General features: G+C 51.2%; 25 protein-coding genes and 1 tRNA gene. 17 read left to right on the top strand and 9 right to left on the bottom strand.

Features of this window, described 5'->3' with window-relative positions; genetic code table 11:
• Positions 1–576 precede the first annotated feature (576 nt).
• The 3 genes from Q0418_RS01190 to Q0418_RS01180 all read right to left on the bottom strand — a co-directional run bounded on the left by Q0418_RS01190 (position 577) and on the right by Q0418_RS01180 (position 2,748).
• Positions 577–1,614 carry a DUF4097 family beta strand repeat-containing protein gene (locus tag Q0418_RS01190; protein ID WP_298481716.1) on the bottom strand — a complete coding sequence of 346 codons (1,038 nt, stop codon included), beginning with the start codon at positions 1,612–1,614 and terminating at the stop codon, positions 577–579.
• 160 nt (positions 1,615–1,774) lie between these two features.
• Positions 1,775–2,341: a DUF1700 domain-containing protein gene (locus Q0418_RS01185; protein ID WP_298481715.1), complete on the bottom strand. Its 567-nt coding sequence runs from the start codon at positions 2,339–2,341 to the stop codon at positions 1,775–1,777.
• Between the two features lie 134 nt (positions 2,342–2,475).
• The gene (locus Q0418_RS01180; protein ID WP_298481740.1) at positions 2,476–2,748 is read right to left on the bottom strand and encodes a PadR family transcriptional regulator; all 273 of its coding nucleotides are present in this window, start codon (positions 2,746–2,748) and stop codon (positions 2,476–2,478) included.
• 525 nt (positions 2,749–3,273) lie between these two features.
• Here Q0418_RS01180 and Q0418_RS01175 point away from each other — a divergent pair.
• From Q0418_RS01175 to Q0418_RS01115, 13 genes are all read left to right on the top strand, one after another.
• Positions 3,274–3,759: a terminase small subunit gene (locus Q0418_RS01175; RefSeq protein ID WP_298481714.1), complete on the top strand. Its 486-nt coding sequence runs from the start codon at positions 3,274–3,276 to the stop codon at positions 3,757–3,759.
• Entirely contained in the window at positions 3,756–5,003 is a 1,248-nt protein-coding gene (locus Q0418_RS01170) for a PBSX family phage terminase large subunit (protein WP_298481713.1), read from the top strand. Before Q0418_RS01175 ends, Q0418_RS01170 begins: the two co-directional genes overlap by 4 nt.
• Positions 5,004–5,031: 28 nt before the next feature.
• The gene (locus Q0418_RS01165) at positions 5,032–6,180 is read left to right on the top strand and encodes a serine/threonine protein phosphatase (RefSeq protein ID WP_298481712.1); all 1,149 of its coding nucleotides are present in this window, start codon (positions 5,032–5,034) and stop codon (positions 6,178–6,180) included.
• A 220-nt stretch (positions 6,181–6,400) separates the two neighbouring features.
• The gene (locus tag Q0418_RS01160; protein ID WP_298481711.1) at positions 6,401–7,369 is read left to right on the top strand and encodes a hypothetical protein; all 969 of its coding nucleotides are present in this window, start codon (positions 6,401–6,403) and stop codon (positions 7,367–7,369) included.
• A 121-nt stretch (positions 7,370–7,490) separates the two neighbouring features.
• Positions 7,491–8,366, top strand: a complete 876-nt coding sequence (locus tag Q0418_RS01155) for a hypothetical protein (protein WP_298481710.1) — start codon at positions 7,491–7,493, stop codon at positions 8,364–8,366.
• 139 nt (positions 8,367–8,505) lie between these two features.
• Positions 8,506–8,859, top strand: coding sequence for a hypothetical protein (locus tag Q0418_RS01150; protein WP_298481709.1), 354 nt, complete (start codon positions 8,506–8,508; stop codon positions 8,857–8,859).
• 17 nt (positions 8,860–8,876) lie between these two features.
• Positions 8,877–9,293 (top strand): hypothetical protein, encoded by a 417-nt coding sequence (locus Q0418_RS01145; RefSeq protein WP_298481708.1) that lies wholly within the window; start codon positions 8,877–8,879, stop codon positions 9,291–9,293.
• Positions 9,290–9,703, top strand: coding sequence for a hypothetical protein (locus Q0418_RS01140; RefSeq protein WP_298481707.1), 414 nt, complete (start codon positions 9,290–9,292; stop codon positions 9,701–9,703). Before Q0418_RS01145 ends, Q0418_RS01140 begins: the two co-directional genes overlap by 4 nt.
• On the top strand, positions 9,700–10,641 hold the full coding sequence (locus tag Q0418_RS01135) for a hypothetical protein (protein ID WP_298481706.1): 942 nt from the start codon (positions 9,700–9,702) through the stop codon (positions 10,639–10,641). Before Q0418_RS01140 ends, Q0418_RS01135 begins: the two co-directional genes overlap by 4 nt.
• 81 nt (positions 10,642–10,722) lie before the next feature.
• On the top strand, positions 10,723–10,980 hold the full coding sequence (locus tag Q0418_RS01130) for a FeoA domain-containing protein (RefSeq protein ID WP_298481705.1): 258 nt from the start codon (positions 10,723–10,725) through the stop codon (positions 10,978–10,980).
• 266 nt (positions 10,981–11,246) lie between these two features.
• Positions 11,247–11,873 (top strand): RNA polymerase sigma factor, encoded by a 627-nt coding sequence (locus Q0418_RS01125; RefSeq protein WP_298481704.1) that lies wholly within the window; start codon positions 11,247–11,249, stop codon positions 11,871–11,873.
• Positions 11,851–13,212 (top strand): hypothetical protein, encoded by a 1,362-nt coding sequence (locus Q0418_RS01120; RefSeq protein WP_298481703.1) that lies wholly within the window; start codon positions 11,851–11,853, stop codon positions 13,210–13,212. The genes Q0418_RS01125 and Q0418_RS01120 overlap by 23 nt, the downstream gene beginning before the upstream one ends.
• A 309-nt stretch (positions 13,213–13,521) precedes the next feature.
• Complete coding sequence (locus tag Q0418_RS01115) at positions 13,522–14,583, top strand: YeiH family protein (RefSeq protein WP_298481702.1); 1,062 nt, start codon at positions 13,522–13,524, stop codon at positions 14,581–14,583.
• Between the two features lie 288 nt (positions 14,584–14,871).
• On the opposite strand, the gene Q0418_RS01110 is transcribed toward Q0418_RS01115, so the two are convergent.
• The 4 genes from Q0418_RS01110 to Q0418_RS01095 all read right to left on the bottom strand — a co-directional run bounded on the left by Q0418_RS01110 (position 14,872) and on the right by Q0418_RS01095 (position 20,823).
• Entirely contained in the window at positions 14,872–17,052 is a 2,181-nt protein-coding gene (locus Q0418_RS01110) for a leucine-rich repeat protein (protein ID WP_298481701.1), read from the bottom strand.
• Positions 17,053–17,513: 461 nt separating this feature from the next.
• Complete coding sequence (pfkB, locus tag Q0418_RS01105) at positions 17,514–18,440, bottom strand: 1-phosphofructokinase (RefSeq protein WP_298481700.1); 927 nt, start codon at positions 18,438–18,440, stop codon at positions 17,514–17,516.
• 53 nt (positions 18,441–18,493) lie between these two features.
• Positions 18,494–18,997 (bottom strand): SLOG family protein, encoded by a 504-nt coding sequence (locus Q0418_RS01100; RefSeq protein WP_298481699.1) that lies wholly within the window; start codon positions 18,995–18,997, stop codon positions 18,494–18,496.
• Positions 18,998–19,338: 341 nt separating this feature from the next.
• Positions 19,339–20,823, bottom strand: coding sequence for an L-fucose/L-arabinose isomerase family protein (locus Q0418_RS01095; RefSeq protein ID WP_298481698.1), 1,485 nt, complete (start codon positions 20,821–20,823; stop codon positions 19,339–19,341).
• Between the two features lie 363 nt (positions 20,824–21,186).
• On the opposite strand from Q0418_RS01095, the gene Q0418_RS01090 reads away from it, so the two are divergent.
• Entirely contained in the window at positions 21,187–22,581 is a 1,395-nt protein-coding gene (locus Q0418_RS01090; RefSeq protein WP_298481697.1) for a glycosyl hydrolase family 8, read from the top strand.
• A 120-nt stretch (positions 22,582–22,701) separates the two neighbouring features.
• On the opposite strand, the gene Q0418_RS01085 is transcribed toward Q0418_RS01090, so the two are convergent.
• Positions 22,702–22,953 carry a hypothetical protein gene (locus Q0418_RS01085; protein WP_298481696.1) on the bottom strand — a complete coding sequence of 84 codons (252 nt, stop codon included), beginning with the start codon at positions 22,951–22,953 and terminating at the stop codon, positions 22,702–22,704.
• A 476-nt stretch (positions 22,954–23,429) separates the two neighbouring features.
• Here Q0418_RS01085 and Q0418_RS01080 point away from each other — a divergent pair.
• From Q0418_RS01080 to Q0418_RS01070, 3 genes are all read left to right on the top strand, one after another.
• Positions 23,430–23,505 (top strand) — tRNA-Trp (locus Q0418_RS01080).
• A gap of 53 nt (positions 23,506–23,558) precedes the next feature.
• On the top strand, positions 23,559–24,407 hold the full coding sequence (locus Q0418_RS01075; protein ID WP_298481695.1) for a hypothetical protein: 849 nt from the start codon (positions 23,559–23,561) through the stop codon (positions 24,405–24,407).
• A gap of 45 nt (positions 24,408–24,452) precedes the next feature.
• Positions 24,453–26,186, top strand: a complete 1,734-nt coding sequence (locus tag Q0418_RS01070; protein WP_298481694.1) for a hypothetical protein — start codon at positions 24,453–24,455, stop codon at positions 26,184–26,186.
• A 126-nt stretch (positions 26,187–26,312) separates the two neighbouring features.
• Here Q0418_RS01070 and trxA read toward each other — a convergent pair whose 3' ends face one another.
• Positions 26,313–26,621, bottom strand: coding sequence for a thioredoxin (gene trxA, locus Q0418_RS01065; protein WP_298481693.1), 309 nt, complete (start codon positions 26,619–26,621; stop codon positions 26,313–26,315).
• Between the last annotated feature and the right edge of the window lie 162 nt (positions 26,622–26,783).

Raw genomic sequence — 26,783 nt, 5'->3', positions numbered from 1 at the left:
ATGTTCGCTTCCTTTTATTATACAGGATTTCTACCGAAAAAGCAAGACCTTTTTCATGAAATGCACGCAAATCAATTTTTGTGAAATATGGATTATTGTAGGGGCGACCATTGGTCGCCCGTTGCGGTTTGCCTGGATTTTTGGCGGGCGAACAATGTTCGCCCCTACATAAAATGATTCATTTTACAGCATATAATTTAAAAATTGATTTGCGTGCATGAAATGGTAAATTGTTGTTTTTGGCACGACCCCTCCACCGCCTGTCGGCGGTTCCCCTCCCCTTTCAGGGGAGGCTGAAAATAACTTTCTTTCGCAAATTGTGAATTTCACGAATCATGCCTCCCCTGAAAGGGGAGGGGGACCATTGCGCAGCAATGGTGGAGGGGTATTCTACAAGAGGCAACACCGCACAAAGAACGCCTGACGGCTTTGCACGTCATATGCTTGCAGATTTTCCGTCATATTTCACAAAAATGCTCGTGAATACACAAAGTATTCACTGTGCTTTTTGTTTCATCTGACAAAAAATCTGACGGCGCATCTGACGCACAATCTTTGTGCGGTATTGCCCAAAATTTATTCCGTAAACGAGACAGAAACGTCCACCACCTCGCTGTCCCCTGCGATCTCCACTACATTTTCGGAGTCGCTGTGATAGCTGTCGGCGAAAGAGGAAATGACGTTGTAGTCGGATCGTCTGCCCAACAGGTTCAGGTCAATGTCTCCCAGCTCTGCGTTGATGGTCGTTTTTCCGTAAAGGGCAGTCTTTCGGACATCCATGCTGCCGCAGTTCAGTTCGCAGGAAAGCTGGTACAGGGTGCAGTTTTTCAGATTCAGATCCCCCAGGGACAGGGTGAGGGTGCTTTCTTCGTCCTTTTTGGTTTCTGTGCAGTCGGTCATGGAGAGACTGCCGCAGTCCAGAGCAATTTCAGACCAGGCACATGTCACATCGGTCAGATTTACGTCACCCAGGTCTGCTTCGATTTTGCAGGCGTTGCCGATGGTGGTCTGTTCCAATGTGATCTCGCCGCAGTCTGCATCCAGCATTGCCGTGCCGTCTATGGTGCTGTTGGAGATGGTCACATCGCCCAGGTTACAGATCACAGTACAGCTTGCAGTATCTGCATTCTCAATGACGCATTCGCCGCAGTCGGCGTCAACAGAAATGGTGCTTGCGGTCAGGTCGGAGATGCTGCAATTGCCGCAGTCAGCACCTACGGCAATTGCCTGGTAGGATTCTTCCGGCAGGGTCACGGTGATTTTTGGCATCGGCGCAGAAATGGGACCAAGCTGAATATGGCGGTACCAGCTGTTTTTCCACTGATATTTCTGCTGGATTTGCAGCATATCGTCCTGGACGGTGACGCTGTAGGTATCCGCTTCGATATATTTCGCCTCCACAGAAGCGGTCTCGCCGGGCTGGATGGTGATGTCTGCATATTCCGCATCAATGATGACCGAGTGAAACTCCTCTTCGGGGGTATCGGTCTGGTCGGTGAGATCCAGTTTTTTTACATAACGGGACGGATTGAGTGCACCGGCGGCAATGGCTGCGGTGCTGAGAACGACGCCTGCGCCCATACAGCACAGACCGGCAATGATCCAGGGTTTCATAGGGGTTCTCCTTTCGTGAGGGGGTTTTGTTTATGGGTGTAATACCCCTCCACCATTGCTGCGCAATGGTTTCCCTCCCCTTTCAGGGGAGGCTGAATATAGGCTCCCCTGAAAGGGGAGCTGGCACGGCGCAGCCGTGACTGAGGGGTTAAACAGAGAATTATTTCTTCTGCGGAAACAGGGCACACCATAGCTTTTTTGTCGTAAAAACAGCGAATTTGACAATGGCGCAGGCGGCAATGGAAAGAGGTTTCCAGAGCAGGATCAGCACGCCGGCGCTGAATACGCCCATACCCAACAGGAGCAGCGCTGTGGGAATGTCATGGAACAGCACCAGGACAAAGCACAGGATGCCGCTCAGCAGGACGGCGGCAAAGGAAAGGGGGATACATGCAATGACGATGATCGCCGACAGCAGGATGATATACCATGCCAGCAGCAGGGACAGCCAGATGGGCGAGGTGAAGGTGAGGGCGATGATCTTCCAGAACATGCCCATGGCGGAGTTGTTCGGCGGTGCCGGGAATGCTGGGGTGGTTTGGGGCGGAATGCCGTTTTCCTGTAAAATACGCCGTGCAAGCTCTTCCGGCGTGCCAAGCGTTGCACGTTCCTCGTCACTTGCTTCCTCCAGAAATTCCAGATAATAGCGTATGGTTTCCTGCCGCTCCTCCGGCGGCATGGGGGATAACGCCCGTTCCAGCTGGGCGCAGTATTCTTGTGGGGTCATAGTAATCCTCCTTGGCGTAAAATGAGATGATATGCGGCGGGAGCAAGCCCCGCCCTACATTGGGCTTTGGCAAATTGTAATGATACGAAAAAGAAAAAACTCGTAGGGCGGGGGCTTGCTCCCGCCGTTTCAAATTATTGCGAATCCAGGAAAAAATCCACCTGGCTTTTATAATTGCACCAGTCCTTCCGGTACTGATCCAGCAGCGCCTTTCCTGTGACGGTGATGCGATAATAGCGGCGGTTTCTCCCCTGATAGGGACGGTCGTAGGTGGTCAGGCTGCCGTTTTTTTGCAGCCGCCGCAGCACAGGATACAGGGTCGATTCCGACACGGCGAAGTGCTCCTGGATATCCTTTGTGATCTGATATCCATAGGTGTCCTCCTGCGCCACCACCGCCAGCACCATGGCGTCCAGAAGCGTTGCTCCAATGGGAAATGCAGACAAAATATCACCTCCTGGATGGGATAAGCTTTTGTTTGTGGAATCATTTGCGATTCCATTTGTAGGGGCGACCATTGGTCGCCCACAGGGAAACCATTTGCAGACGGAAAACACCGGGCGAACACAGTTCGCCCGGTGTTTTCATTCTGTAGGGAACGACCTCCGTGTCGTTCCGCCAGGCAAACCGGTATGGGATGGAACGACACAGGGGTCGTTCCCTACGGCAGATGCCGATTTTTTTGTTTCTATAATACTATACAACATATAATATATGTTATGCATATATTATATCACGTCAAATAGGGTTTGTCAAACCAAATCATGGTATTTTTAGCTCTGAATGTAAATATTCATAAGATATTATGTAAATTCGAGTTCATAGTTGCACGTCGGCGTGCAACTTTTGGCCTCTGCGGCGCTATTAGTGAGAGGGGTTGTTCGCAGAGAGCAAAACCAATCGCAAAAAATCGAAAGGAGAAATGGAACAATATGGCAAACTCCAATGAATCCAAACGGCGCAGCTTATTCTGCTGCCACTATGCAAGACTGGGGGACGTGACCGAGGCGGCACGGTGTGCAGGCTATCCGCCGGAGACGGCGGCAGCAGATGGTGCAGCCATTCTGCGGCAGGGATGCTATCGGCGCATGGTAGAGACTTATCGCAGTGTCCTCCAGGACAATCCGGCGGCAGTGGTTCGTGCCGGGCTGGAACGGTTGGCATTCGGGCGCACCAATGACGCAGTACAGCTGGTGCTGGCGGAAGAGATGCCCTCGCCGGAACAGATACAGGGTCTGGATCTGTTCCCGGTGTCGTCCATCAAGCGAGATAAGAACGGCGGCATGGAAGTGCATTTCTTCGACCGTCTGAAAGCGCTGGCGTCTCTCTATGAGTACAGCGGCGACGCAGACGGCAAGGCGGCGGCACATGCCCTTTTGTCGGCACTCTCCGGGGGAACGGAGGCGGATGGGGAATGACCTTTCAGACCTTTTCCAAGAACCAGAAGCTTGCCATGTCCTGGTGGAGCCGGAAGCCCTATAGCGGCTATGACGCCATCATCTGTGACGGTGCGGTGCGGTCGGGAAAGACGCTGTCCATGTCCATCGGTTTTGTCAGCTGGGCAATGACTTCCTTTCAGGGCGGCAGCTTTGCACTCTGCGGCAAGACCATTACCTCTCTCAAGCGCAATGTCATGACGCCGCTTATGGATCTGCTGGGGAATCTGGGCTTTACCTGTCTGGAGAAAGTCAGCAAGAACTATGTGGACGTGACCCTTTCGGGCATCACAAACCGGTTTTATCTCTTCGGCGGCAGAGATGAAAGCTCTGCCTCTCTCATCCAGGGCATGACCTTATGCGGTGTATTTCTGGACGAGGTGGCGCTTATGCCGCGTTCCTTTGTGGAACAGGCACTGGCGAGATGCAGCGTTACCGGGTCACGGATGTGGTTCAACTGCAACCCCGACAGTCCCACCCACTGGTTCTACCGGGAGTGGATCCGCAAGGCGGAGGAGAAGCATGCTCTTTATGTGCACTTCACCATGGCGGACAACCCTTCCCTCTCCAAGCGGGTGCGCCAGCGGTATGAACGGCTGTACAGCGGTGCGTTCTACGACAGGTTCGTCCTGGGAAAGTGGACGGCGGCAGACGGGCTGATCTATCCTATGTTTTCGGAACAGCAGCATGTGGTGGAACATGTGCCGACATGTGACCGCTATTGGATCTCCTGCGACTACGGCACAGTGAACCCATCCTCTTTCGGGCTGTGGGGACACTGCGACGGGGTATGGTACCGGCTGAAAGAGTATTATTATGACGCAAGAACCGAGGGCGAACGGCGGACGGACGAGGAGCATTATGCTGCTCTGGAAGAACTTGCCGCCGGGTATGACATCGAAAGCGTGGTGGTCGATCCTTCCGCTGCAAGCTTCATTGCCTGCATTCACAGCCACGGACGGTTTCGGGTCATTCCGGCAGACAACGACGTGAACGCCGGGATACAGCAGGTCAGCAGCCTGCTGAAACAGGACAAGCTCCGGTTCTGCAAAGCCTGCCGGGATATCCGGCGAGAATTCAGCCAGTACTGCTGGGGCGATTCGGTTCGGGGCGATGCGCCGAAAAAGGAACACGACCACGCCATGGACGACATGCGCTATTTCGTCCGCACCATTGCCTGCCGGAACGGCGCAGACGCATTTTTTGCCGTTTCGGCGAAACGGTGAGGCGTTCTGCGAAAGGAGGTGAAATGAAATGGGATTATTTCCACGAAAGAAGAAACCGCCGGTTTCCGGGGGTGTGCTGCAAAGTGCGGCGAGAAATGTGGATGGCTATGGGCTTTCTGAGGGATGCCATGCTGTGGAAGGCAGTCTGTATGCAGGGCTGCGCGGAGCAGTGCCGGTCATTGACGCTGCCATCGGGAAGATCGTCCGGCTCACGGGGAGTTTCCGTCTGGTGTGCGATTCCGGGAGAATGCAGGCACAGCTGGACGAGTTTGTCCGGGATGTCCCCGTGGGACTGACGGGGCAGTCGCTGCAATGCTTCATAGACGGCTATCTGGACAGCCTTCTGACCTATGGCAATGCCCTGGGGGAGATGCTCATTAACCCCAGAACAGGTATGCTCGCCGGGTTACAGAGCGCACCGGCAGACCGGGTGCAGATCCGTGCCGGAAAGCAGCCCATGGAGCGGGAATTTTGGCTCCGCGGGGAACAGGAAGCGGACAGTGTCCGCATTGCCCACCCGGAGCGCATTCTGTTCACGGCGCTGAATCCGCCGCCTGGCGGGATTTACGGCGTGTCGGTGCTCCATGGGCTGCCGGCGCTGAGCCAGATTCTGCTGCGCATTTTTGAGTGCATCGGGCAGAATTATGACCGCATGGGCAACGTGCGCTATGCAGTGACCTACAAGCCATCCAATGACCCGGCAGAGCGTGCTTATGCCGGTGACCGGGCGAGACAGATCGCCAAGGAATGGAGTGAGGGAATGCGTGCCGGCGCACACGGCGAGATCCGGGACTTTGTCTGTGCCGGAGATGTGGATATCCGTGTCATCGGTGCAGACAATGCGCTGCTGGACACGGAAGTGCCTGTGCGGCAGATGTTGGAACAGCTGATTGCAAAGCTGTCCATTCCGCCCTTTTTGCTGGGGCTGAACTGGTCGTCCACTGAGCGCATGAGCACCCAGCAGGCGGATATCCTGACTTCGGAGCTGGAGTATTACCGCCGTCTGCTGGAACCGGTGCTTCGCCGGATCGGCACGGCATTCCTGCGCCTTGCAGGGTCTGCGGCAGAGGTGGCTGTGGAGTGGAGCAATATCAATTTGCAGGATGAGACCGAGCTGGCACAGGCACGGCTCTGGAATGCACAGGCAAAGCAGCTGGAAATGCAGATGGAAGGTTAAATCATCGCTTTTTGGTGAAACACCTTCCCCACCATTGCTGCGCAATGGTCCCCATTTCGTAGGAACGACCTCCGTGTCGTTCCGCAAGACATATTGGTATCGGATGGAACGACACAGGGGTCGTTCCGCGAGACATATTGATATCGGATGGAACGACACAGGGGTCGTTCCCTACGGTTCCATCCAAAGAAACACATGATTTGAAAAGGAGAAATGATTTATGTACAAGGATCTGAAACTGGAAAAGGGCATGTATCACATTACTGGAAAGAGCTTCACAGAGGTGCTGGAGACCATGGATCCCTCCGGGCAGTATGCGGAGACACCTCTTGCGGGACTGGACGCCTATGAGCGCCAGCTGAAGCGCTTCGATATTCGTGTCAGCGGTCCCCATTGTGACCGTGTGGAAAAGTTCTTCTCCACCACAGACAGCGCTGTGCTGTTTCCGGAGTTTATCCGCCGTGCCATCCGCAGCGGTCTGGAGCAGTCTGTCTTGTCTGACATTGTGGCAGTGCACACGAAGTCAGAATCCGGCGAATTCCAGCCGGCGCTGCTCAGTGACACTGCTGCGTACAATACAAAGACCTCTCAGGGCAACGCACTTCCCACAGCTACTTATATGGAATCGGCGTCCACCACGCATCTGGATAAGTTCGGGCGTGCCATTCATGCATCCTATGAGGCGATCCGCCGCCAGCGTCTGGACAGCTTCGGAACACATCTCCGTGCAGTAGGTGTGCGTCTGTCCAACGCCATCCTGGGACAGGCAGTGGTGAAGATGGAGGCAAACGCTGGCTCTCTGGTGAGTGTGGCAACGGTGAACACGCTGACCTATGCGGATCTGACCAAGCTGTACGGCGCATTCAAGGATTTCAACATGAATACGGTACTGGCCGCCCCTGCCATTGCGGCAAAGATCATGACACTGGATCAGATGAAGGAAATGGCTTCGGCACAGCCCAATGTGATCATGCTGCCCTTTGGTGCACAGCTGCGCAAGTGCGCCGGCATGTCCGAGGGCTATATGATCGGTCTGGATGATAAGTTCGGTCTGGAAATGATCACAAACGGTGATCTGCTGCTGGAGACAGACAAGCTCGTTGACAGTCAGCTGAATGTTATCACGGTTTCTCTTCGTGTGGCATTCCGTGTGATCCAGGGAGACGCTGTTCATGTGCTGAGTCTCTGATGTTCGGAAAGGGTGTGTGGAAATTGAGTAGAATTTGTGGAAAGTCCCGTGCGCCGCCGAGGGGCGGAATAAATTTTCCACAATTTCAATTCAACATGTTGAAAGTACAGGAGGAGGAAAGATGCAGGAAGAAGAACAGACTCTGGCGGTACGGCTGGAACAGCTGAATCAGTTTACCCGGCGTATCCATACCCAGGAAGAAGTATTTTTATTTGACGTGCGGCTGTGTGACAATGAGATCGACCGGGACGGCGAGCGGTTTTCTCTGGAGGCGCTGGCACAGCTGAAAGACCTGTTTGTGGGCAAAACGGGGATTTTCGACCACAATCCCAAGGGCGAAAACCAGACGGCACGTATCTTTGCCACAGAGCTTGTGGAGGATCCCTTGCGGCAGACCACTGCCGGAGAAGTGTATACTTATCTGAAAGGTCATGCCTACATGATCCGCACCGATGCCAACCGGGATCTCATCCGGGAAATTGACGGGGGTATCAAAAAGGAAGTGAGCATTTCCTGCGCAGCGGCATCCCAGACCTGTTCCGTCTGCGGCAGCGACCGCCGGAAATCGCCCTGCGCGCACCAGCCGGGGCATACCTATGGCGGCAGTGTGTGCCATACGGTGCTGGGAGAGATCACGGATGCCTATGAGTGGAGCTTCGTGGCGATCCCTGCCCAGCGGGAGGCTGGTGTCACAAAGCAGTTCAGCACGGACGCCGGCGATGCCGGACGGTGCAGACAGCTGGAGGCACAGCTCCGGGAGAAAAATGCCCTGCTGTCCCGGGTGGAGGAACTGGTGCGCCGGGATATTGTGCGCCTGCGGTTTCTCACAGAGGGAACGACAGAGCAGGACGCTGTTTCTGCGGCGGCAAAGCGCATGGATCTGGAGGAACTTCTGGCATTCCAGGAGACCCTCCGTACTAAACAGAAGCAGCAGTGTCAGGCACAGCTGACGCCGACGGCTGCAAATCACAGCGGAAACAAGGCGTTTCGGATGTAATTATTTGTTTGTATGTAGAAGAACCCCTCCACCATTGCTGCGCAATGGTCCCCCTCCCCTTTCAGGGGAGGCAAATTAGGTTCCCTGAAAAGGGGGAACCGCCGACAGGCGGTGGAGGGGTTACGATGGAGGTGTTATCATGAATCAGGAGCAAATCGCATTGCTGTTCGGGCTGTTTGCCGGAGAAGATGTACTGGCGGAGACCTATGGCGCAGTGCTGGAAATGGCGGTGCAGGAAGTGAAACAGGCACTGAAAGCAGATGCGGATGAAACAGATGCACGGCTGTGTTATCTGGCGGCGGCGGTGGCATTTCTGCGGTATACGGAGATCACGGCGGCGAGAGACCGCGCCGCATGTACCTTTGCGGGAACCATTGCCCAGAATACAGACGCTTCTCAGAAGCTGGCGTTTGCCCAGTCCCTGGTGTGGGCATACCGTGGGCTGTGCCGGAGCTTATTGGAGGACGAGACATTTGCATTTCAGGCAGTCTGAACGGGAGGTGAAGCAGTGTGCTGCTGGAAAAATTACTGAGTGATCTGAAGGCTGCATTGGAGGAACGGTCGGGCATGAGCGTCTATCTTTCCTATGACCCCACCCCTCTGGCGCAGCGGCCGGCGCAGTTTGTGGTGCTGGGCATGGACTGTGTGGAGACAGACCGTCCTTTTCTGACGGATACGGACTTGTATTATGCATTCATAGCGGCGGTGCGTGTGACCCTTCTGGCACCGCCGGAGACAAACGAAAGCCATATGTACAGCACCTTTTTCCGGGGCATCCAGTCGGGAATGCTTTCTTCCGGCTTTACTATGAAAAGTCTGCGGAGCGGCACCCCGGAAGAAGTGCGGAAGCTGCATAAAATGACGCTGTTCGGGACATTTACCCTTTCCGGTCTGATGCAGATGCGCAGAGAGGAGGCAGGCGTATGAGTGCACTTTTTTATCCCATACCGCCCAGATGCTTTCCCATTACTCTGGGAGATACCACATTTTATATTACATCCTGGAAACTCACCGGCTCCAGGAATTATGCCGAGCAGAGCGGCGTGGCAGGCAGCGGATTTGTGACGAATTTCGGAAAGCGTGCCAGACGGCTTGAGATGGAAGGACGGTTCTATTTTCGTGGGAAGCTGGCGAATGTGCTTCTGCCTCTGGATACGGCGATCCAGGAGAACCAGCGGTTTGTGCTGGATATTCACGGCATACGGTATGTGGGAGCATCCCTTGTGTCCTATACGGCGGAGGAGTCGGCGGAAGAGGGTATCCTGCCCTGCCGCATGACATGGGTGATACAGGGAAATATGACGGAAACACCGGCGGAAACGGAGGAGACATCATGAGCCAGGTAAAGTTTCAGCTGATCATGGAAAAATCCGTCATGACCATCATCGACCGGATCGCCGCCTTTACCCTGGAAAAGGAAATCTACACCCCCTATTCCCAGCTGACCGCCACATGCTACGGTACATTTTCCACAGATCAGTTTCAGAGCGTCTATCGGATACGAATGCTTCTGGACGATACGGAGATCCACCTCGGCACCGTGGAACAGCTGCGGCTGGTGCGGCGAAACGGCGTGAGCTTCGTGCAGTTCACTTCCCGTGGACTGACGGCAATGCTATTGCAGAATCAGCTGACCCCGGGTCTGCACACCGGCATGTCCCTGGACGGGCTGATGACGGAGTATTACACCTTTCCACAGGAGATCACCTGGGAGCACAGCACGGACACCAGCAATTATCTCTATGTGAAAGAAAACACCAGCATGTGGGATGGTGCTGCCAATCTCACCTATAAGCTCTATGAACGCTACCCTTTCATCTATGGTGCAAATGAGATCCGGATGCATCTGCCGGAGAGTTATACACATTTTTATGGGAAAGACAGCACGCTCCTGGGGGCAGGCATGGTCACAGACCAGTCCCGGATCTACAGTGATTTCTATATGGCAGATGTGGATGACGACTACGGTGCGTTTCACGAAACTGAGCCGGAGGCGGCAAAGCGTGGCATTGTCCGCACCCGTCAGCTGGCGCTGGACAGACAGTATCTGTACAATCCCCAGCAGGCGCTGATCTTCCGGCGGAAATTTGCAGACCGTGGGCTGATACGGTATTATACAGAATGGACCGGTGCAGTGGGAGCAAATCTGGGCGACCGGCTCAGCTATGGGGATGTGCTGGACGGTGCAGTCATCACCCATATCCGCATGACCGGCAATCAGAAGGGCATCCGCACCCGGCTGGAGGCATATCTGGATGCGTTTTATAATACGTGATGGAGTATCTCCCCTGCACCGTATCCCATGCGTTTGCATATAATGGAATGAATCACAATAGCAATAGGAAGGTGACGTGAGGTGCAGAATCCGGAAACAGTCCGGCCGCTGTGTGCCCTGCAGCGGGGTGAAACGGCGGTCATTGAAGCGCTCTACTTACACGGCGCAATGCGGCATCGGCTCCAGGATCTGGGCTGGATCCCCGGAACTCGGATCCAGCGGCTTCAGACTGCCGGCAGCGGCGATCCCACAGCCTATGCCGTCCGTGGTGCAGTCATTGCACTGCGCCGGTGTGATGCAAAACTGGTGCTGGTTTATCCGACTACTTCGGTAAAGTAAAGGCAATACCCCGCAATCTTGCGGTATTTCCCAAAGACGGCCCTGTTTCTCAGAAACGGAGCCGTTTTTGTGCAGATGGTCTGGCGATGTTCCATCGTATCTATTTGACGTAAAATCACTTTTGTGATATAATTCCCCTAAGGCAATATCGTACATTCTTTGTGCGGTGTTGCCTTAAATTTTTCTTTTGATGAAACCAAACGCCCTTTTTCCGTGTCTATCTAAGTGAACGGCCGTGATCACAACAGAAAGGAGGATCGATCCATATGCAGGATGTCAGCACACTGGAGCTTTACCCGGCAGCCGGGCTGCAGGAGAAAAAGTGCAGCCGCACCAAGGATGAAAAGCTGCTGGAGCAACTGAAACAGCATGACCGAAAGGCGCTGGAGCGTGTCATGGCACGGTATACCAACTATGTGGGCACCATTATCCGCAATATCCTGCGAAATCAGGCGACCCAGGAGGACGTGGAGGAGCTCACAGCAGATGTGTTCATTGCACTGTGGGAGCACGCACCGGAGATACGCACGGAGAATCTCACGGGCTATCTCGCCGGCATTGCACGCTCCAAGGCACTCAACCGGATCCGGAAACGGCGCATAGAGACAGAGCCGCTGGAGGATCTGATCATAGCAGACGACACGGATATTTCCGCCCAGACGGAACAGGCGGAGATGGCGGAGATCTTGCAGGAGACACTGGACGAGCTTCCGGCGCAGGACAGAGAGATCCTCATCCGGTATTACTACTATTACCAGACCGTGCGGGAGATCGCCGGAGAAATGCATATGAAAGAGGCAACCGTAAAAACCAGAATGCATCGGAGCAGAAATAAACTGCGCCAGATTTTTACAGAAAGGGGATATGGTTATGAGCAAATGGAATTTATCTGAGATATTTTCTCACCTGGATATGACAAAGCAGCACATGCCGAAGCTGCGGAAAACCCTGCGGCTTTCCAGAAAAAATGTTCGCTCCAGCGTCATGGAACAGCTGGATATGGAATCCGAAAGTGAAACCGCTGCCCAGCGGTGCTGGAGATTTGGCAGAGTGCCGGCAATTTTCACAGCAGCGGCACTGCTTCTCAGCGGTACGGCGATCACAGCCGCAGCCGCAACCGGCGGATTCCGGGAACTATTTCAGATCGCATTCGGAAAAGATGCAGAATATCCCGAGACTCTGGAGGAATTGTACGCCGTACCCGAGGCAGAGATTACCGATACCTGCGATGCCATTGACTGCAAAGTTGCCGGTGTGTTCGGGGACAGCCGGTCGGTAACCGTGGTACTGGAATTTACCGGCGAAAACGGCTTTACGCTGCCGGAAAAATTTACATCAACCGGGGGCTGGGGTATGGTAGACTACGACAAAGCTGCCGATCTGGATGGCTTTAGCGGCAGCTGCTCCCCCAGCTGGAACTATGACCCGTCAGACAATGGTCATCTGTACTGCATTCAAAAGATGAATTTCAGCGTTGATGTGCAGCCGGGATTCCGATTCCACTATGACAGCGGTACATTCTTGAAAGCAAGAGATTCCGATGAAAATGGGAATGCTTTTTATTTTGATTACGGCTATGGCTGTCCGGATCGGACATATGATATGCGTGACATCCGGAACTGGCTGGGATTCAGCGGTGCAGATATCAACCAGAGGCGGGCGCTCACTGCGGAAGAAGAGCAGCGTGTCTGGGAAAACTTTGTCTGCATTCAGGAGGGCATCGACTACAACGGGGAAGAAAACCCGGAATGCCAGCAGTTTGTCTTAAAGGACGATGTTCTGACAGAGGGCAGCATTACCGTGGATTTTGCCCTGGAGTATCCCAAGACGGAACCGCTTACGGACAGCTTTATCTATACAGACGCCAAGACCGGGGAACAGACACCCATGGAAATGACACTGAATCCATGGTGTGCAGAATTCACCTGGGATGTGGGCGAGCCGTTGCCGTCCTTTGTGACCACTTATGTGGGCTCTAATGCAGAAAACGCCGAACTGTATGCCAGAGGTCACGTGCAGCTGACAGACGGCACCATTACAGAGCCCCTGGAATTCGGGGAATATGAAAGAGCATGGGGCAGTGTCACGTATTCCAGCGATAACAATCAGGCGGATGCTGCGGAATCCAGCCGCAAGTGCACCCTCACCATTACCTTCAGCCAGCCCGTAGACCCGGAGCAGGTACAGGAGGTATACTGCCTGAAAGATACTGTTCTCTGGGCGAAGAATTGACGCCTACGGCGTTTGTCGTTAACAACATCTCGTTTCACAGAAACATCACATACTCCCATGCAAAAGCGCACACCCGGAGGACATACCGGATGTGCGCTTTTTGCGGCATTGTAAATTCCCATAAATTCCTATTAAAAAGTAGGAGATAGCCTTGACAAACCCAGGGAGATTGCATATAATAGGACTGATAGAGCAAGTCCCTGCGGGATTAGTATTAGGTCACCTCTAAAAACCCGCTCACCCATCATCTGCGGCGCATCTGACGGATTCGAGGTTTTTAGAGATGCCCATTATTTATGGAGGTTTCATATGAAAGCATGGTTGTCAAAATTTGCGCCGGGGATCGGTGTATGTCTGCTCATTGCCGTTCCGGCATGGCTGCTGGTGAAGCTGGTTCCGGCGCTGGAAATCGTCGGCGCACCGGTCATTGCCATTCTCGCCGGCATGATCGCCACCATTTTCTGGCGGGACAAGCACAGGGCACAGGCAGGGATCGGCTTCTGCGCCAAGGCAGTGCTGCAATGTGCCGTGGTACTTCTGGGCTTCGGGCTGAACCTGTCCACCATCGCAAAGGTGGGTGCCACATCCCTGCCCATCATTCTCTCCACCATTGCCACCTCTCTCATTGTTTCGTTCCTGCTGTGCAAGCTTCTGCGGATTCCGTCCAAGACGGCAACGCTGGTGGGTGTGGGTTCGTCCATCTGCGGCGGCTCGGCAATTGCCGCCACTGCACCGGTCATTGATGCAGATGATGCAGAAGTGGCGCAGTCTATTTCGGTTATCTTCCTGTTCAATGTCATTGCGGCAGTGGTATTCCCCACCCTGGGCGGCATGATCGGACTGTCTGACGACGGCTTTGCCCTTTTCGCCGGAACTGCGGTCAATGATACCTCTTCGGTGACAGCGGCGGCTTCCACCTGGGACTCTCTGCACAAGACCGGCGGCGCTGTGCTGGAGGGTGCTACGATTGTAAAACTGACACGTACTCTTGCCATTATTCCCATTACCCTGGTACTGGCGCTGGTGCGGATGCGCAAAGAGAAAAAAGCCGGTGCAGCCGGCACTTCCGGCGTCAGCTTCAAGAAGATTTTCCCCATGTTTATCCTGTACTTCGTGCTGGCATCCGTTGTAACGACCCTGGTGAATCTCCTGCTGTCCGGCGGTGCGTTGGAGACGGCAAACAGCATTTTCGGCGGTCTGAAAGAACTGAGCAAATTCTTTATTGTACTGGCAATGGCTGCTATTGGATATAATACGGATATTGTGAAGCTGGTGAGAACCGGCGGAAAGCCCATTCTCCAGGGCTTCTGCTGCTGGGTCGCCATCACCGGCGTCAGCCTGGCAATGCAGCATGTGCTGGGTATCTGGTAAAAACAAGACGGCTTCGAAAAACAAAAAACACCAAAGGAACGGCACGGGATGTGTGTTCCTTTGGTGTTTGTTTTTATTTATGGCAACACCGCACAAAGAGCGCCTGACAGCTTTGCACGTCATATGCTTGCATCTTTTCCGTCATATTTCACAAAAATGCTCGTGAATACACAAAGTATTCACTGCGCTTTTTGTTTCATCTGACGAAAAATCTGACAAAGTTTATGCTCGTAGAGTACATCTGACGCACAATCTTTGTGCGGTATTGCCTTATGTAACATTACAGGATCAGCCCAGGAGGGATTCCCATGTCACATCAATGCCTACAGAGGATTTTGCATAGAATACCAGGACCAGATATGCATCGTCGGCGTCGATCTTGCCGTCATGGTTGACATCTGCTGCCGCATTCTGTGCTTCGCTGAGGTCGGAGGCACTGCCTACAGAAGCCTGGGCATAGGCAACCAGTACCAGATAAGCATCGTCTGCGGTTATGGTACCGTCTCCGTTCAGATCGCCGGTTTCCAGCTCCGGTTCTGTGGTTTCTGTGCCCGTTGTGGTGGTGATATTTGTTGTCGTGGTGTCAGCGGTGGTATCAGTGGTTTCCGCGGTTGTGGCAGATGTGGTTTGTGTTGTTGTCGTGGTGTCCGTGGTGGTTTCTACGGTCTCAGTTGTTGTTTCAGTGGTGGTAGCTTCTGTCGTTGTCGTAGTTGCTTCCGTTGTAGTGGTTGCTTCTGTTGTTGTAGTCGTTGTTTCCTCTGTCGTGGTAGTGGTCTCTTCCGTAGTCGTCGTCTCCTCTGCATCCAATGCGACGAACTCCAGACCATAGGTATCCGCATAGGTATGAGCAGTGGAAACGTTATAGCCGTAAATGGTGCCTCTCAGGGTATTGCGTACATCATAGATCTCGCAGTCCGGGTTCAGAACGGTGATACGCTCTGCATCGCTGCCATAAAACGCCTCTTGTCCGATGGAAGTCACGCTCTCCGGGATAGTTACTTCTGTAAGACCGCTGTTCTGGAATGCTCTGGGACCGATCTCTTCCAGCGTTTCCGGCAGGGTCATATTCACAAGGCTGTTGCTGTTGACAACTGCATTGTCATTGATATACCGCAGCCCTTCCGGCAGGTTCAGTGTCTCCAGACTCTTCAGACCAGACAATGCAGATGCAGCAATGCCCACTGTGCCGTTCTTGACGGTCATTTCGGTTTCGTTCTGATTGTTGGAATTGTAGCCGATGACCCAGTTGTCCGCATATTTCAGCTTGGACAGGGTGTTGTCCTGCAAGCCGGAATTGGTAAATGCGGAACTGTCAATGAAAGTCAGACTGTCCGGCAGGTCAATACTGCTCAGGAATGTGCAGCCCAGAAAAGTATTTTCCGGAAGGGTTGTGAGTCCCTCGCCGATGGTGACATCTGTCAGTGCGGTGTTACCATTGAACACATTATTCCCCAATGTCTCCAGACCATCTCCAATGGTGATAGTAGTCAGATTGGTGCAGTCGTAGAAAGCATCTGTATGAATCTCCTTCACGCCCGGCTCAATGGTCAGAGTCTCAATTTTGCTAGAACGGAAAGCTCTTGTTCCAATCGATTCCACACTTCCCGGGATCGTAAGAGAAGTCAATCTGCAGCTTTCAAATGCATGTGCACCGATCGTTTTCAGTCCCTCCGGCAGGGTGATCTCTGTATAGAAGTTATAGCAAAGTATTGCGTTGCTGAAAGCAGAGTCACCGATATACAAAAGACTGTCCGGCAGCTGAACGGAGTTGATATTGTTGAAACAGCTGTTCGCAACGCCTACAGTTCCGTCTTTGATCACAATATCCTTTTCATCATCGCTGCGGCTGCCTTTCACTGTAACTGCCCAATTGCCCACGTATTTTACAATGGATTCCTCGCCGTTTTCTTCCACCTGGTTATTTAGAATGGCGGTGTTTCTAAAAGCATTCTCTCTGATTTCTGTGACGCTGTCCGGGATATTGACGCTGGTCAGGGATGTGCAGCCCTCAAAAGTATACCCAGGAATCATCGTAATTCCCTCGGGCAGTGTTACGCTTGTAAGCGCTGTGCAGTTCTTGAATGCACCGTTTGAGAAATACGGATCCTCTTCCAGTGTCTGAACGGTATCCGGCAGGTCAACGGACTCCAGCTGTGCGCAGCCGCTGAAAGCATTTATGCTCACGGAAACATACTTCACATGAACCGTTCCATCATCTGTTTCCACTTCTGTGGGAAATTCCACTGAGGTGGCTGTCGTGTCCTTGAGCCCTGTGATACGCATATCCAGGGTGCCGTCCTCTTCTGTTTCCACGATCTCGCACTGTACATTGCCGATATAAGTGCTTGTCGCTTCCACAAGCTGCTCCGGGCTGTCCACGATCTCCGGCAGTGCAGACGCACTGAATGCGCCAGCAGTCATGCTCATCATCGCCAGGACTCCTGCCGACAAGAGCGCAAGACCTCTCATTGTTTTCCTCTTCTCCCGCATCTTCTTTTTCCTCCATTTTTTATTATGGGCAACACCGCACAAAGAGCGCCTGACGGCTTTGCACGTCATATGCTTGCATATTTTCCGTCATATTTCACAAAAATGCTCGTGAATACACAAAGTATTCACTGCGCTTTTTGTTTCATCTGACGAAAAATCTGACTGCGCATCTGACGCACAATCTTTGTGCGGTATTGCCTATGAGTCATGAACTGGAATGTTGCAAAATCCAGCCATTACCTATTATAATGCATAGAAAAAGCATCGTCAAGCGAAATAAAGCAATTTCTACAAGAAAGTATATTTTTTCGCGAAAAAATACGCCGGATTTGTGTTTCCTGCCGGACGATGGACAGATGGCGTCTAGGCGGGAACTGGTTTCCAATCTGCTTGAAATGCAAACCACCGCCTCTGAATCGCATCAAAGGCGGTGGTATTTCTTACTGCATTTTCTGCGGCAGAGGCAGAATTTTCTGCACTGCCTGGATTTCTTCCATAGTGGCAAGATTCTCAGAAAAGGCACTTGCCGCACCTGCCGCTGCGCCCAGATGGAGCGCCTTGCTGTAGTCGTGAGTCTGCATCCATCCGGTCATGAAGCCGGCGATCATGGAATCTCCGGCGCCCACATCGTTGACCACCGTGCCCGAAGCGGCATCCTGCACCAGCACCTGCCCATCCTCTGTACAGAGCACAGCACCCTGACTGGACATGGAGACAAGCACATTCCGGGCACCCTGTTCCAGAAGCTTTTTGCCATATGCGGCGGCATCCTCCCGGCTTTCGATCTTTACGCCGAAGAGATCCCCCAGTTCGTGGTGATTGGGTTTCACCAGAAACGGACGGTGCGGCAGTGCCTGGAGCAGCGTATCCCCTGTTGCATCCACGATAATATCCAGCCCGGCATCCCGCAGCCGTTCCATCCAGTTTGCATAGACCGTTTTCGGCATGGACGGCGGCACACTTCCGGCGAGGATCAGCACATCTCCCGGTACCATTTCCGTCAGCTGGCGCAGCAGTTCGTCCTGTGCGGCGGCGGAAATATCCGGACCGGGTGCGTTCAGCTCCGTGGTCTTATCGGTGCCCCGGAGCTTCACATTGATTCGGGAGCAGCCGTCCTCCAGATGGATAAACCGGCAGTGACAGCCGCTTTTTTCCATGCACAGTTCGATTTCATCCCCCACGAATCCTGCCACAAAGCCCAGGGCAGTGGTTTCCATGCCAAGATGGTGGAGCACCACAGACACGTTCAGTCCTTTTCCACCGGCGAGAAGTCCCACTGCATCGGCACGGTTCGTTTCGCCGGGCTTCAGCTGCCCCAGCTCCATGCGATAGTCCAGGGATGGATTGCAGGTCACAGTATAAATCATATCAAACACCTCTTATCAATGCATCATTATAATATCTGCACTTCTCTCTTGAATTATGCATTATGTATTTCATGATGTTTTGTACAAAGGTTAATGACAGGGATACCCTTTTGTCTTGCCATGCGCACAGTCTGTGCAGTGCCGGTTCTGCCGTCCGGCTCCTGGCAGTAGCAGATACAGCAGTCCGCCAGATCCACCAGCCGCTTGTTCCGCCGGCGCATGCAGGTTTTGGTATATTCCTCAGAGACAAACTCCCGGGAATCTGCCGCCGCATAGATGCAGTCATAGGCAAGGCGCTGTTCCGGTGTCCAGCGCGCCGTCTGTTCCTCCCGGGAACAGGGGAGCACCAGATGCAGTGCGATTCCCGGATAGTCCTCCCGGAGATCCAGCACCAGCTGGGCACAATAGGTATCCCAGCCCACAGCACCGCCGGTGTAGAAATCCACAAAGCCGTTGGAAATGGCTGTTTCCAGGATGCGCTGCAATTCCCGAAGCACCTCCGGGAGAAACTGCTTCGGGATGGTACGATGTCCCGTAAAACATATGGCTTTTTCCATGGCACACCTCTCCCTGTAAAAAATCACCGCCCGGATCACGAGGCGGTGAGGTTCTTTTATAGTATACCCGTTTTTACCGGAACTGTCAAGGAAAATATTGGGCAACACCGCACAAAGAGCGCCTGACGGCTTTGCACGTCATATGCTTGCATCTTTTCCGTCACATTTCACAAAAATGCTCGTGAATACACAAAGTATTCACTGCGCTTTTTGTTTCATCTGACGAAAAATCTGACGGCGCATCTGACGCACAATCTTTGTGCGGTATTGCCATTGCAATATTTCTACAAAACAGGCGCACATCTACCGATGTACGCCTGCTGTGTTTTACCATATTCTGTTTATGCAAAGGGATTCTCCGTGGGATAGCGCACGCCCTTGGGCTGATTGTAGCCGATCTGCGTCACATCTACGCCCAGATACTTGAACACTTCATAAATCGCCTTGCCGTGGTGACCGAATGCCACTGCGCCGTGGTGGGGGAAGTTATTCTGGATGAGCACATGGCGGTAGAACCGTGCCATTTCCGGAATGGCGAAAACGCCGATGGCGCCGAAGGAATGTGTTGCCGCCGGAAGTACCTCACCCTGTGCGATGTAAGCATTCAGCTTGGCATCGGCTGTGGACTGGAGACGGAAGAAGGTAATATCACCCGGTACAATGTCGCCTTCCAGTGTGCCCTGGGTCACTTCCTCCGGGAGGCTCCGTGCCATGATGAGCTGATACTTCATCTCGCAGAAGGACAGCTTCTTGGTAGTGGTGTTGCCGCAGTGGAAGCCCATAAAGGTATCTGTCAGAGTATAGGGGAATTTCCCGGCAATTTCGCTCTCATACAGATCTCTGGGCACAGTGTTGTTGATATCCAGCAGTGTTACTGCATCCTCGCTGACTACGGTGCCGATAAATTCGCTCAGTGCGCCGTAAATATCCACCTCGCAGGAAACGGGAATGCCTCTGCCTGTGAGACGGCTGTTTACATAACAGGGTACAAAACCGAACTGGGTCTGGAATGCCGGCCAGCACTTTCCGGCAATTGCCACATACTCCCGATAGCCTCTGTGCTCCTCGATCCAGTCCAGGAGAGTCAGTTCATACTGTGCCAGCTTCGGCAGGATATCCGGCTTCTTGTTGCCGTCACCCAGTTCTGCCTCCATATCCTTGACCACCTCAGGGATACGGGGGTCACCTTCGTGTTTGTGGAATGCTTCGAACAGATCCAGCTCGGAGTTTTCCTCGATCTCCACGCCCAGATTGTACAGCTGCTGAATGGGAGCGTTACATGCCAGGAAATTCAGAGGACGAGGGCCGAAGCTGATGATTTTCAGATGGTTCAGACCATAGACCGCACGGGCAATGGGCAGAAATTCGTGAATCATGTCGGCGCATTCTTCTGCCGTGCCCACGGGATATTCCGGGATGTACGCTTTTACGCCCCGGAGCTTCAGATTATAGCTGGCGTTGAGCATACCGCAGTAGGCATCGCCACGGCTGCATGACAATACGCCGGTGTTTTCCTCCGCAGCGGCGCAGAACATTTTCGGGCCGTCGAAGTGCTTCGCCAGCAGGGTCTCGGCGATCTCCGGGCCGAAGTTCCCCAGATAAACGCACAAAGCATTGCAGCCGGCTTTTTTCAGATCGTCCAGCGCCTGCACCATGTGGATCTCGCTCTCCACGATACATACCGGGCACTCGTAAATGTCCGCAGCGTCATACTTTTTCGTGTAGGCATCCACCAGTGCCTTTCTCCGGTTCACCGAAAGGCTCTCCGGGAAACAGTCCCGGCTCACGGCAACAATGCCGACTTTCATTTTTGGGATATTTGTCATGAGAAAACGTCCTTTCTTTGTGTAGATTGTATTTGGCGGTGTACCCCTCCACCGCCTGTCGGCGGTCCTCCTCCCCTTTCAAGGGAGGCTGAATATAGGCTCTCTTGAAAGGGGAGCTGGCACGGCGCAGCCGTGACTGAGGGGTTATGCATGCAACAAAAATCTACGATATTTTCTCTAGTATATCACATCTCTCCGTCTTTGGCAACTGTATTTCTTTGAAATTTCCCCAAATTCTTATGGCAATACCGCACAAAACCGCCAGGCGCTCTTTGTGCGGTGTTGCCTTATGGACATTTGCCGGAGAATATGGTATACTGAAAGCAGACGAACCCGCCGACTTTTCAGAAAGGGAAAGACAGCATGAAAATATACCACAGATGGATCGCCGCCGCAGCGGCACTTGCCGTATTGCAGCTGCCCCTGGATATCACCGCCGCAGCCCGGACGGATACCGACCGGACAGCGAATATGACCCAGTTCTACGACAACTGGAAAGCACGCTATCTTGTACAGGATACCTACGTTACGGACGAGACGCAATATTATGTGTACTATAGTGACGAACACTACAGCGGAAATGGCTCTGTGCCGGTGACTGTTTCCGAAGCCCACGGCTATGGAATGCTCATTACGGCATCCATGGCGGCATATGACCCCCAGGCACAGGAGCTGTTCGACGGCATGGTGCGGTATTACCAGGCGCACACCAGCGAGATTGGAACACATCTCATGGCGTGGCAGCAGAGCGACAACGGCTCGGCGCTGGTGGAAGAAGCCGGCGCAGATTCCGCCTCTGACGGTGATATGGACATTGCCTATGCGCTGCTCCTTGCCGACACGGTATGGGGCAGTGACGGTGCATACAACTACCGGGATATGGCGATTTCTGTCATCTGTGATATTATGGAGTACGAAGTGAACCACACCACCTGGACCATCAATCTGGGAGACTGGGCATACTGGGAGGAAGAGGGTGACCAATATTACGGCGCAACCCGTTCCTCGGATTTTCTCCTGCAATATTATCCGGTTTTCGCCCAGGTTACCGGAGATGACAACTGGCTGAACGTCTACGACAGCACCAATGCCATCATTGACAGCGTAGTGGAACAGTACGGAACAGGACTGCTGCCAGATTTCCTGATTCCCGACGGAAACGGCGGCTATATGCCGGCGCCGGAAAATTTTCTGGAAGATGTGACAGATGGGCAGTATGCCTATAACAGCTGCCGCACACCGTGGCGCATTGGCATGGACTATCTGGTGAACGGCAATGCAACGGCGAAAAAATGCCTGGATGCCATGAATGCCTTTATTGTGAGCGATACCGGCGGCGACCCCTGGGAGATCCGGGCAGGGTACACCCTTGAGGGACAGGCGACTCAGGATTACAACGACCTGTGCTTTACGGCACCTTTTCTCATTGCAGCAAAGTGCGGTGAGAATAACGATTGGGAGAATGCCCTCCGGGAATGCATTCTGGAATACGGCGATGACGTGTACTATGGGGATACCATAAAAATGCTTTGTCTCATTGCAGATGCAGGCGCATGGATTGTTCCCGGCGGCACTGACACGGCAGGAGATATTAACGGTGACGGCGAGACCACGCTGGCGGACATGGTACTGCTGCTGCAATATCTTCTGGGGAATGAGAAGCTTTCCCGGGAACAGGCGGCATGTGCAGATCTACAGCAGAATGGTGTGGTGAACGGTATGGATCTCACGGTGCTGCGGCAGATTCTGGTTGGATAAAAAATACAAAACCGCATTTGCCCTTTTGGGGTTCAAATGCGGTTTTTCACAGGCAATGACTGCATTTTCTTTTGTTAAGCCGATTTTTTGAGGATGATGTATGAGAACTTGTACATGCGCTTATTTCACCGCAAGTTCAAAGGGTGTCGAGGCAGAGCGGGCAGCTTGCTCTGCTGCGATCTGTACAGCCAGAAAGGCGATCACCTCCTCCGGTGTGGGGATCTCCTCCTTGCTGGGAATGGCATTCCACGCCTGCCGTACCACTGGATCGGGACAGTACATCCCCTCCTGGATCGCCGCCGCGATTTCCTCTCGGATCTCCTCCACGGAAACCTGATTCTCACGTGCAATTCGTTTTAAGATCTGCTGCATCTGAAACCCTCCTTTTTTCTATGGGCAACACCGCACAAAGAGCGCCTGACGGCTTTGCACGTCATATGCTTGCATCTTTTCCGTCATATTTCACAAAAATGCTCGTGAATACACAAAGTATTCACTGCGCTTTTTGTTTCATCTGACGAAAAATCTGACAAAGTTTATGCTCGTAGAGTACATCTGACGCACAATCTTTGTGCGGTATTGCCTATGTATCATTGCGTATGGCTGATCCGGCAATTTTATTATAGCATATTCCGCTGTCGGCTTTTGTCAGAACCTGTGACAGGGCGGGGATTTTTCGGCACTTTTTTCAGGTCGGCAGGCGTTTTTCTCCGGAAAGGCGATTCCCTCTTTGTTTCTGGAAAATTTCCTGGTAAAAAGAAAAAAATTGCAAAAAGCAGTTGACAAGGGTTTTTTTTTGTGATATAATATATGACGTTGCAGGTTCTCTGCTTCAAAAGCATACAAATAGGGGTATAGCTCAGCTGGTAGAGCAGCGGTCTCCAAAACCGCGTGTCCCGAGTTCGATTCTTGGTGCCCCTGCCACCCCCCCATTTTTATGGGGGGGTATTATTTATTTAAAAAAGGATGGATATTATATGAAAATGAAGAAAATAGCAGCAGCGTTAACAGCTGCAACAATTTTAGGCTCTAATGGTGCTCTTGTTGTAAGTGCTTCAGCAGAGACAAATGCAGTGAATATCACGACTAGTACTGTAACAGAAGCAATTGCAACTGCTGATGGAACAATTATTCCTGAAGGCGCAAAAGCAATCTCTCTTGAAATTCAGAACAATACTGGTTTTGATATTTCGGAGATTAAACTGAATGTAAATACTTCTTTATTGTCTGATGCGAGTGGAATGCCCATTGTTTCTGTTGGAAATGTATGTGGAGATTCTACTGTAGTCGCTGCACAGGAAGGTGGAAATGTAGCTATTACCAGCATTGCATCAAGTATTTGCAATGCAGACGGCGTCTTGGCAACTGTTTATGTAAACAATACAGCATCCATTGCTGTTGAGGATGCGGAATTCCGAAAAGGTTCTCTGACAAATTATAATGAAAGTGGCATATCTTCTTACGCTGAGACCGTGGAGTACACGATTGGAGATGTAAATGGCGATGGAAATATTACAGCAGATGATGCTTATATCGCTCGCAATGCATTTGCTATTGCACAAAAAAATGGGGAGTTAAAGCGGTATGGTTCCTCTTCATATTATTATTTGGACGGTCTTGATGTATTGTCAGATCCTCAAAAATATGGTTTTACAAGAGTACGATATGCAATAGCTGCTGACGGTGATGAAAATTACAGACTCTTTGATTGCGACTTGCAGTCTTTATCTGATGTTTATCAGATTCTTTACTACTATACTTGCACGAGTATAGGAAAGAATTATAATGTATCTGGCTGGTATATTGGAGAAGAAAGAACTTTTTAACTATTCTATGCAACAAAAAACATGATTTTTGAAAGGAATTTTCTAATGAAAAAAATGATTGCATGTATCTCTGCAATTACTTTGTTTTTCACGGGCATTGCTAAAAGTCTAACAGATACAATTTTCGCAGCGGAATATGATATAATAGACACAGAAATTCCTATTTTCCAAGAAACTGCTGTGGAAGACAGTGCATTAAAACAACTAGCTGTCTCTCATGGATTAGGTACAGATACTTTTTCCTTTCCGAATCATATTTATGATACTACAACAAACAGAGCCGAAGTTGTACTTGAGAATTACACGAAAAATCTTACGGCAACTGAACGGTTTATGTATTATGAATACAAATTCGAAAATCTAACAAATTCGGGGTGCTGTTTTGGGATTGCTGCATTAACAGTTTTGGTTCATAATGGAATTCTTTCTCCAAGTGATATTTATGCGGATGCAAAAACGCTATATGATATTCCATTGACAGAAGATGTGGATGATTTGATTGCTGCATATTCTCTGGTACAAGCACACAAACCCGTCCAATACAGTGCCGGATTAAACAGTACTTATTCTGATGCAGAAAAAGTGGAACAGCTTCTGGATTGTGCAAAACAATGTCAGGAAAAAAGCGAGTATTTTTTAATTAGTTTCCAGGATGAAAGCATCTCTCATGCGGTGACCGGATTGGGAATGACAACAGGAAATTGGGATTGGAACGGAACTTCATATGATACATGTATTCTGACTTATGACAGTAATTGTGTTAGTGCCGAAGAAGATCACATTCCTTTTCGAGATGAACAATGCATTTATATTAATTCTGAGACTAAACAATTTTATATTCCAATCTATGAACTTGGTTCTGAAACTGGGGCAAGCTTTACATTAGTGACAAACAATGCAGATTTACTCCTTTATAAAGCACCGTATTCTGAAACAATACTTGACGCTACAGAAACATCAAATATTGTACAATGCAGACTGTTTCACGGTAATGCAGAGGGATTGAAAATTTCAATAGATGGGTCAGAAGCTGCGGAATATGATTTTTCAAATACTGTTTATTATTTAGAAGGAGACGCATTTCATATTGAACAGGAATTATCTGAGCCGGAAATAGTAGATCTTAGAATTTCTGGAGATACCTATATTTCTCGCTATGATGCATTCGATGCTGAAAAATATACAGCAGATATGTCAAGTCAATCTGTTTCGTTAACGAACAAAGGTGAACAGCAATTTACTTCAACCTTGTATCTAGCATATGATACAGAAACATGCAATTATAGCCCTGCTAACTGGTTTGACTATATTGGTGTTTTATCGCCAGAGCACACCTTAACGCTTTCCAAACAAGAACGAGGTGTTTTAATTTCTGGTAATTCACCTATTTCTGGAGATGCTCAGTACATTTTTGATTGCAGTTATGCAGAAGAAACAACTGGAAACAGCATCAAGGGCACTTCTTTTCGCATATATACGGAAGAATCTGAAGTTCTTGTCACTTATGACACAGAAGAAGAACATGAAAATTTCTATCTCGACTTAGACAAAGACGGAATATATGATAACTTGATTGAAATTGGTGATGCGAATGGAAATGGATTCTCTTATGAATTGGATGATGCATATCAAATTTTATTAAGCTATGCGTCTCAATCAGTTGGAAAATCGCGATTTGTCAATACGTATCTATGTGATATAGATAAAAACAATCGAATTGAGCCCGATGATGCCTATGAGGTGTTAGTACGATATGCGGAATGTTCTGTTAGGAAGTAAAAACATTACAGTGTACTTGCATTTACAGCCCTCCTTAAATTAATAACATAGACTTGATAAAAGCTCAGAGAAAACACATTTCAAATAAAGAAACCCGTCCGAGAAACTGCTCGGACGGGTTTGTATTTATTTCAGCATTTCCAGAATCTTTTCCTTGGGCATTGCGCCTACAGCGTGGCGAACCAGCTTGCCGTTTTCCACAACTGCCAGGGTAGGGATGCTGGAGACCCCGAACGCCTGTGCCAGTTCCCGCTGCTCGTCCACATTGACTTTGCAGACATGGACATCCGACTGTTCTTCGGCGATCTCGTCCACCACCGGGGAAACCATCTGACAGGGGCCGCACCAGTCCGCATAAAAGTCGATCAGCACCTTTTTCGATGCCTCCATGACCTCTTTTTTGAAATTGTCCTTTGTCAGTATTGTCACTGCCATGAGAAACACTCCTTTCTGAATTTGCCTGTAGTTTTAGTATACCCTATTTTTTGTAATTTTGCAAGAGATAGAAGGGTATTTGTACGCAAATCAATTTTAGAGGTGTCCTAAGGCAACACCGCACAAAGAGCGCCTGACGGCTTTGCACGTCATATGCTTGCA

This window comes from uncultured Ruminococcus sp., assembly GCF_937915125.1.
Taxonomy (GTDB): domain Bacteria; phylum Bacillota; class Clostridia; order Oscillospirales; family Ruminococcaceae; genus Ruminococcus_C.
The sequence above is the reverse complement of the archived record's forward strand: the minus strand, read 5'-3'. Positions and strand labels throughout refer to the sequence as shown.

Coding starts and splice junctions, on each gene's coding strand:
- trxA (WP_298481693.1), bottom strand. CDS start 26,621: ATGGCAGTGACAATACTGACAAAGGACAATTTCAAAAAAGAGGTCATG.
- Q0418_RS01190 (WP_298481716.1), bottom strand. CDS start 1,614: ATGAAACCCTGGATCATTGCCGGTCTGTGCTGTATGGGCGCAGGCGTC.
- Q0418_RS01185 (WP_298481715.1), bottom strand. CDS start 2,341: ATGACCCCACAAGAATACTGCGCCCAGCTGGAACGGGCGTTATCCCCC.
- Q0418_RS01095 (WP_298481698.1), bottom strand. CDS start 20,823: ATGACAAATATCCCAAAAATGAAAGTCGGCATTGTTGCCGTGAGCCGG.
- Q0418_RS01175 (WP_298481714.1), top strand. CDS start 3,274: ATGGCAAACTCCAATGAATCCAAACGGCGCAGCTTATTCTGCTGCCAC.
- Q0418_RS01070 (WP_298481694.1), top strand. CDS start 24,453: ATGAAAAAAATGATTGCATGTATCTCTGCAATTACTTTGTTTTTCACG.
- Q0418_RS01170 (WP_298481713.1), top strand. CDS start 3,756: ATGACCTTTCAGACCTTTTCCAAGAACCAGAAGCTTGCCATGTCCTGG.
- Q0418_RS01075 (WP_298481695.1), top strand. CDS start 23,559: ATGAAAATGAAGAAAATAGCAGCAGCGTTAACAGCTGCAACAATTTTA.
- Q0418_RS01180 (WP_298481740.1), bottom strand. CDS start 2,748: ATGGTGCTGGCGGTGGTGGCGCAGGAGGACACCTATGGATATCAGATC.
- Q0418_RS01135 (WP_298481706.1), top strand. CDS start 9,700: ATGAGCCAGGTAAAGTTTCAGCTGATCATGGAAAAATCCGTCATGACC.
- Q0418_RS01165 (WP_298481712.1), top strand. CDS start 5,032: ATGGGATTATTTCCACGAAAGAAGAAACCGCCGGTTTCCGGGGGTGTG.
- Q0418_RS01140 (WP_298481707.1), top strand. CDS start 9,290: ATGAGTGCACTTTTTTATCCCATACCGCCCAGATGCTTTCCCATTACT.
- Q0418_RS01125 (WP_298481704.1), top strand. CDS start 11,247: ATGCAGGATGTCAGCACACTGGAGCTTTACCCGGCAGCCGGGCTGCAG.
- Q0418_RS01085 (WP_298481696.1), bottom strand. CDS start 22,953: ATGCAGCAGATCTTAAAACGAATTGCACGTGAGAATCAGGTTTCCGTG.
- Q0418_RS01160 (WP_298481711.1), top strand. CDS start 6,401: ATGTACAAGGATCTGAAACTGGAAAAGGGCATGTATCACATTACTGGA.
- Q0418_RS01155 (WP_298481710.1), top strand. CDS start 7,491: ATGCAGGAAGAAGAACAGACTCTGGCGGTACGGCTGGAACAGCTGAAT.
- pfkB (WP_298481700.1), bottom strand. CDS start 18,440: ATGATTTATACTGTGACCTGCAATCCATCCCTGGACTATCGCATGGAG.
- Q0418_RS01100 (WP_298481699.1), bottom strand. CDS start 18,997: ATGGAAAAAGCCATATGTTTTACGGGACATCGTACCATCCCGAAGCAG.
- Q0418_RS01090 (WP_298481697.1), top strand. CDS start 21,187: ATGAAAATATACCACAGATGGATCGCCGCCGCAGCGGCACTTGCCGTA.
- Q0418_RS01120 (WP_298481703.1), top strand. CDS start 11,851: ATGAGCAAATGGAATTTATCTGAGATATTTTCTCACCTGGATATGACA.
- Q0418_RS01110 (WP_298481701.1), bottom strand. CDS start 17,052: ATGAGAGGTCTTGCGCTCTTGTCGGCAGGAGTCCTGGCGATGATGAGC.
- Q0418_RS01150 (WP_298481709.1), top strand. CDS start 8,506: ATGAATCAGGAGCAAATCGCATTGCTGTTCGGGCTGTTTGCCGGAGAA.
- Q0418_RS01115 (WP_298481702.1), top strand. CDS start 13,522: ATGAAAGCATGGTTGTCAAAATTTGCGCCGGGGATCGGTGTATGTCTG.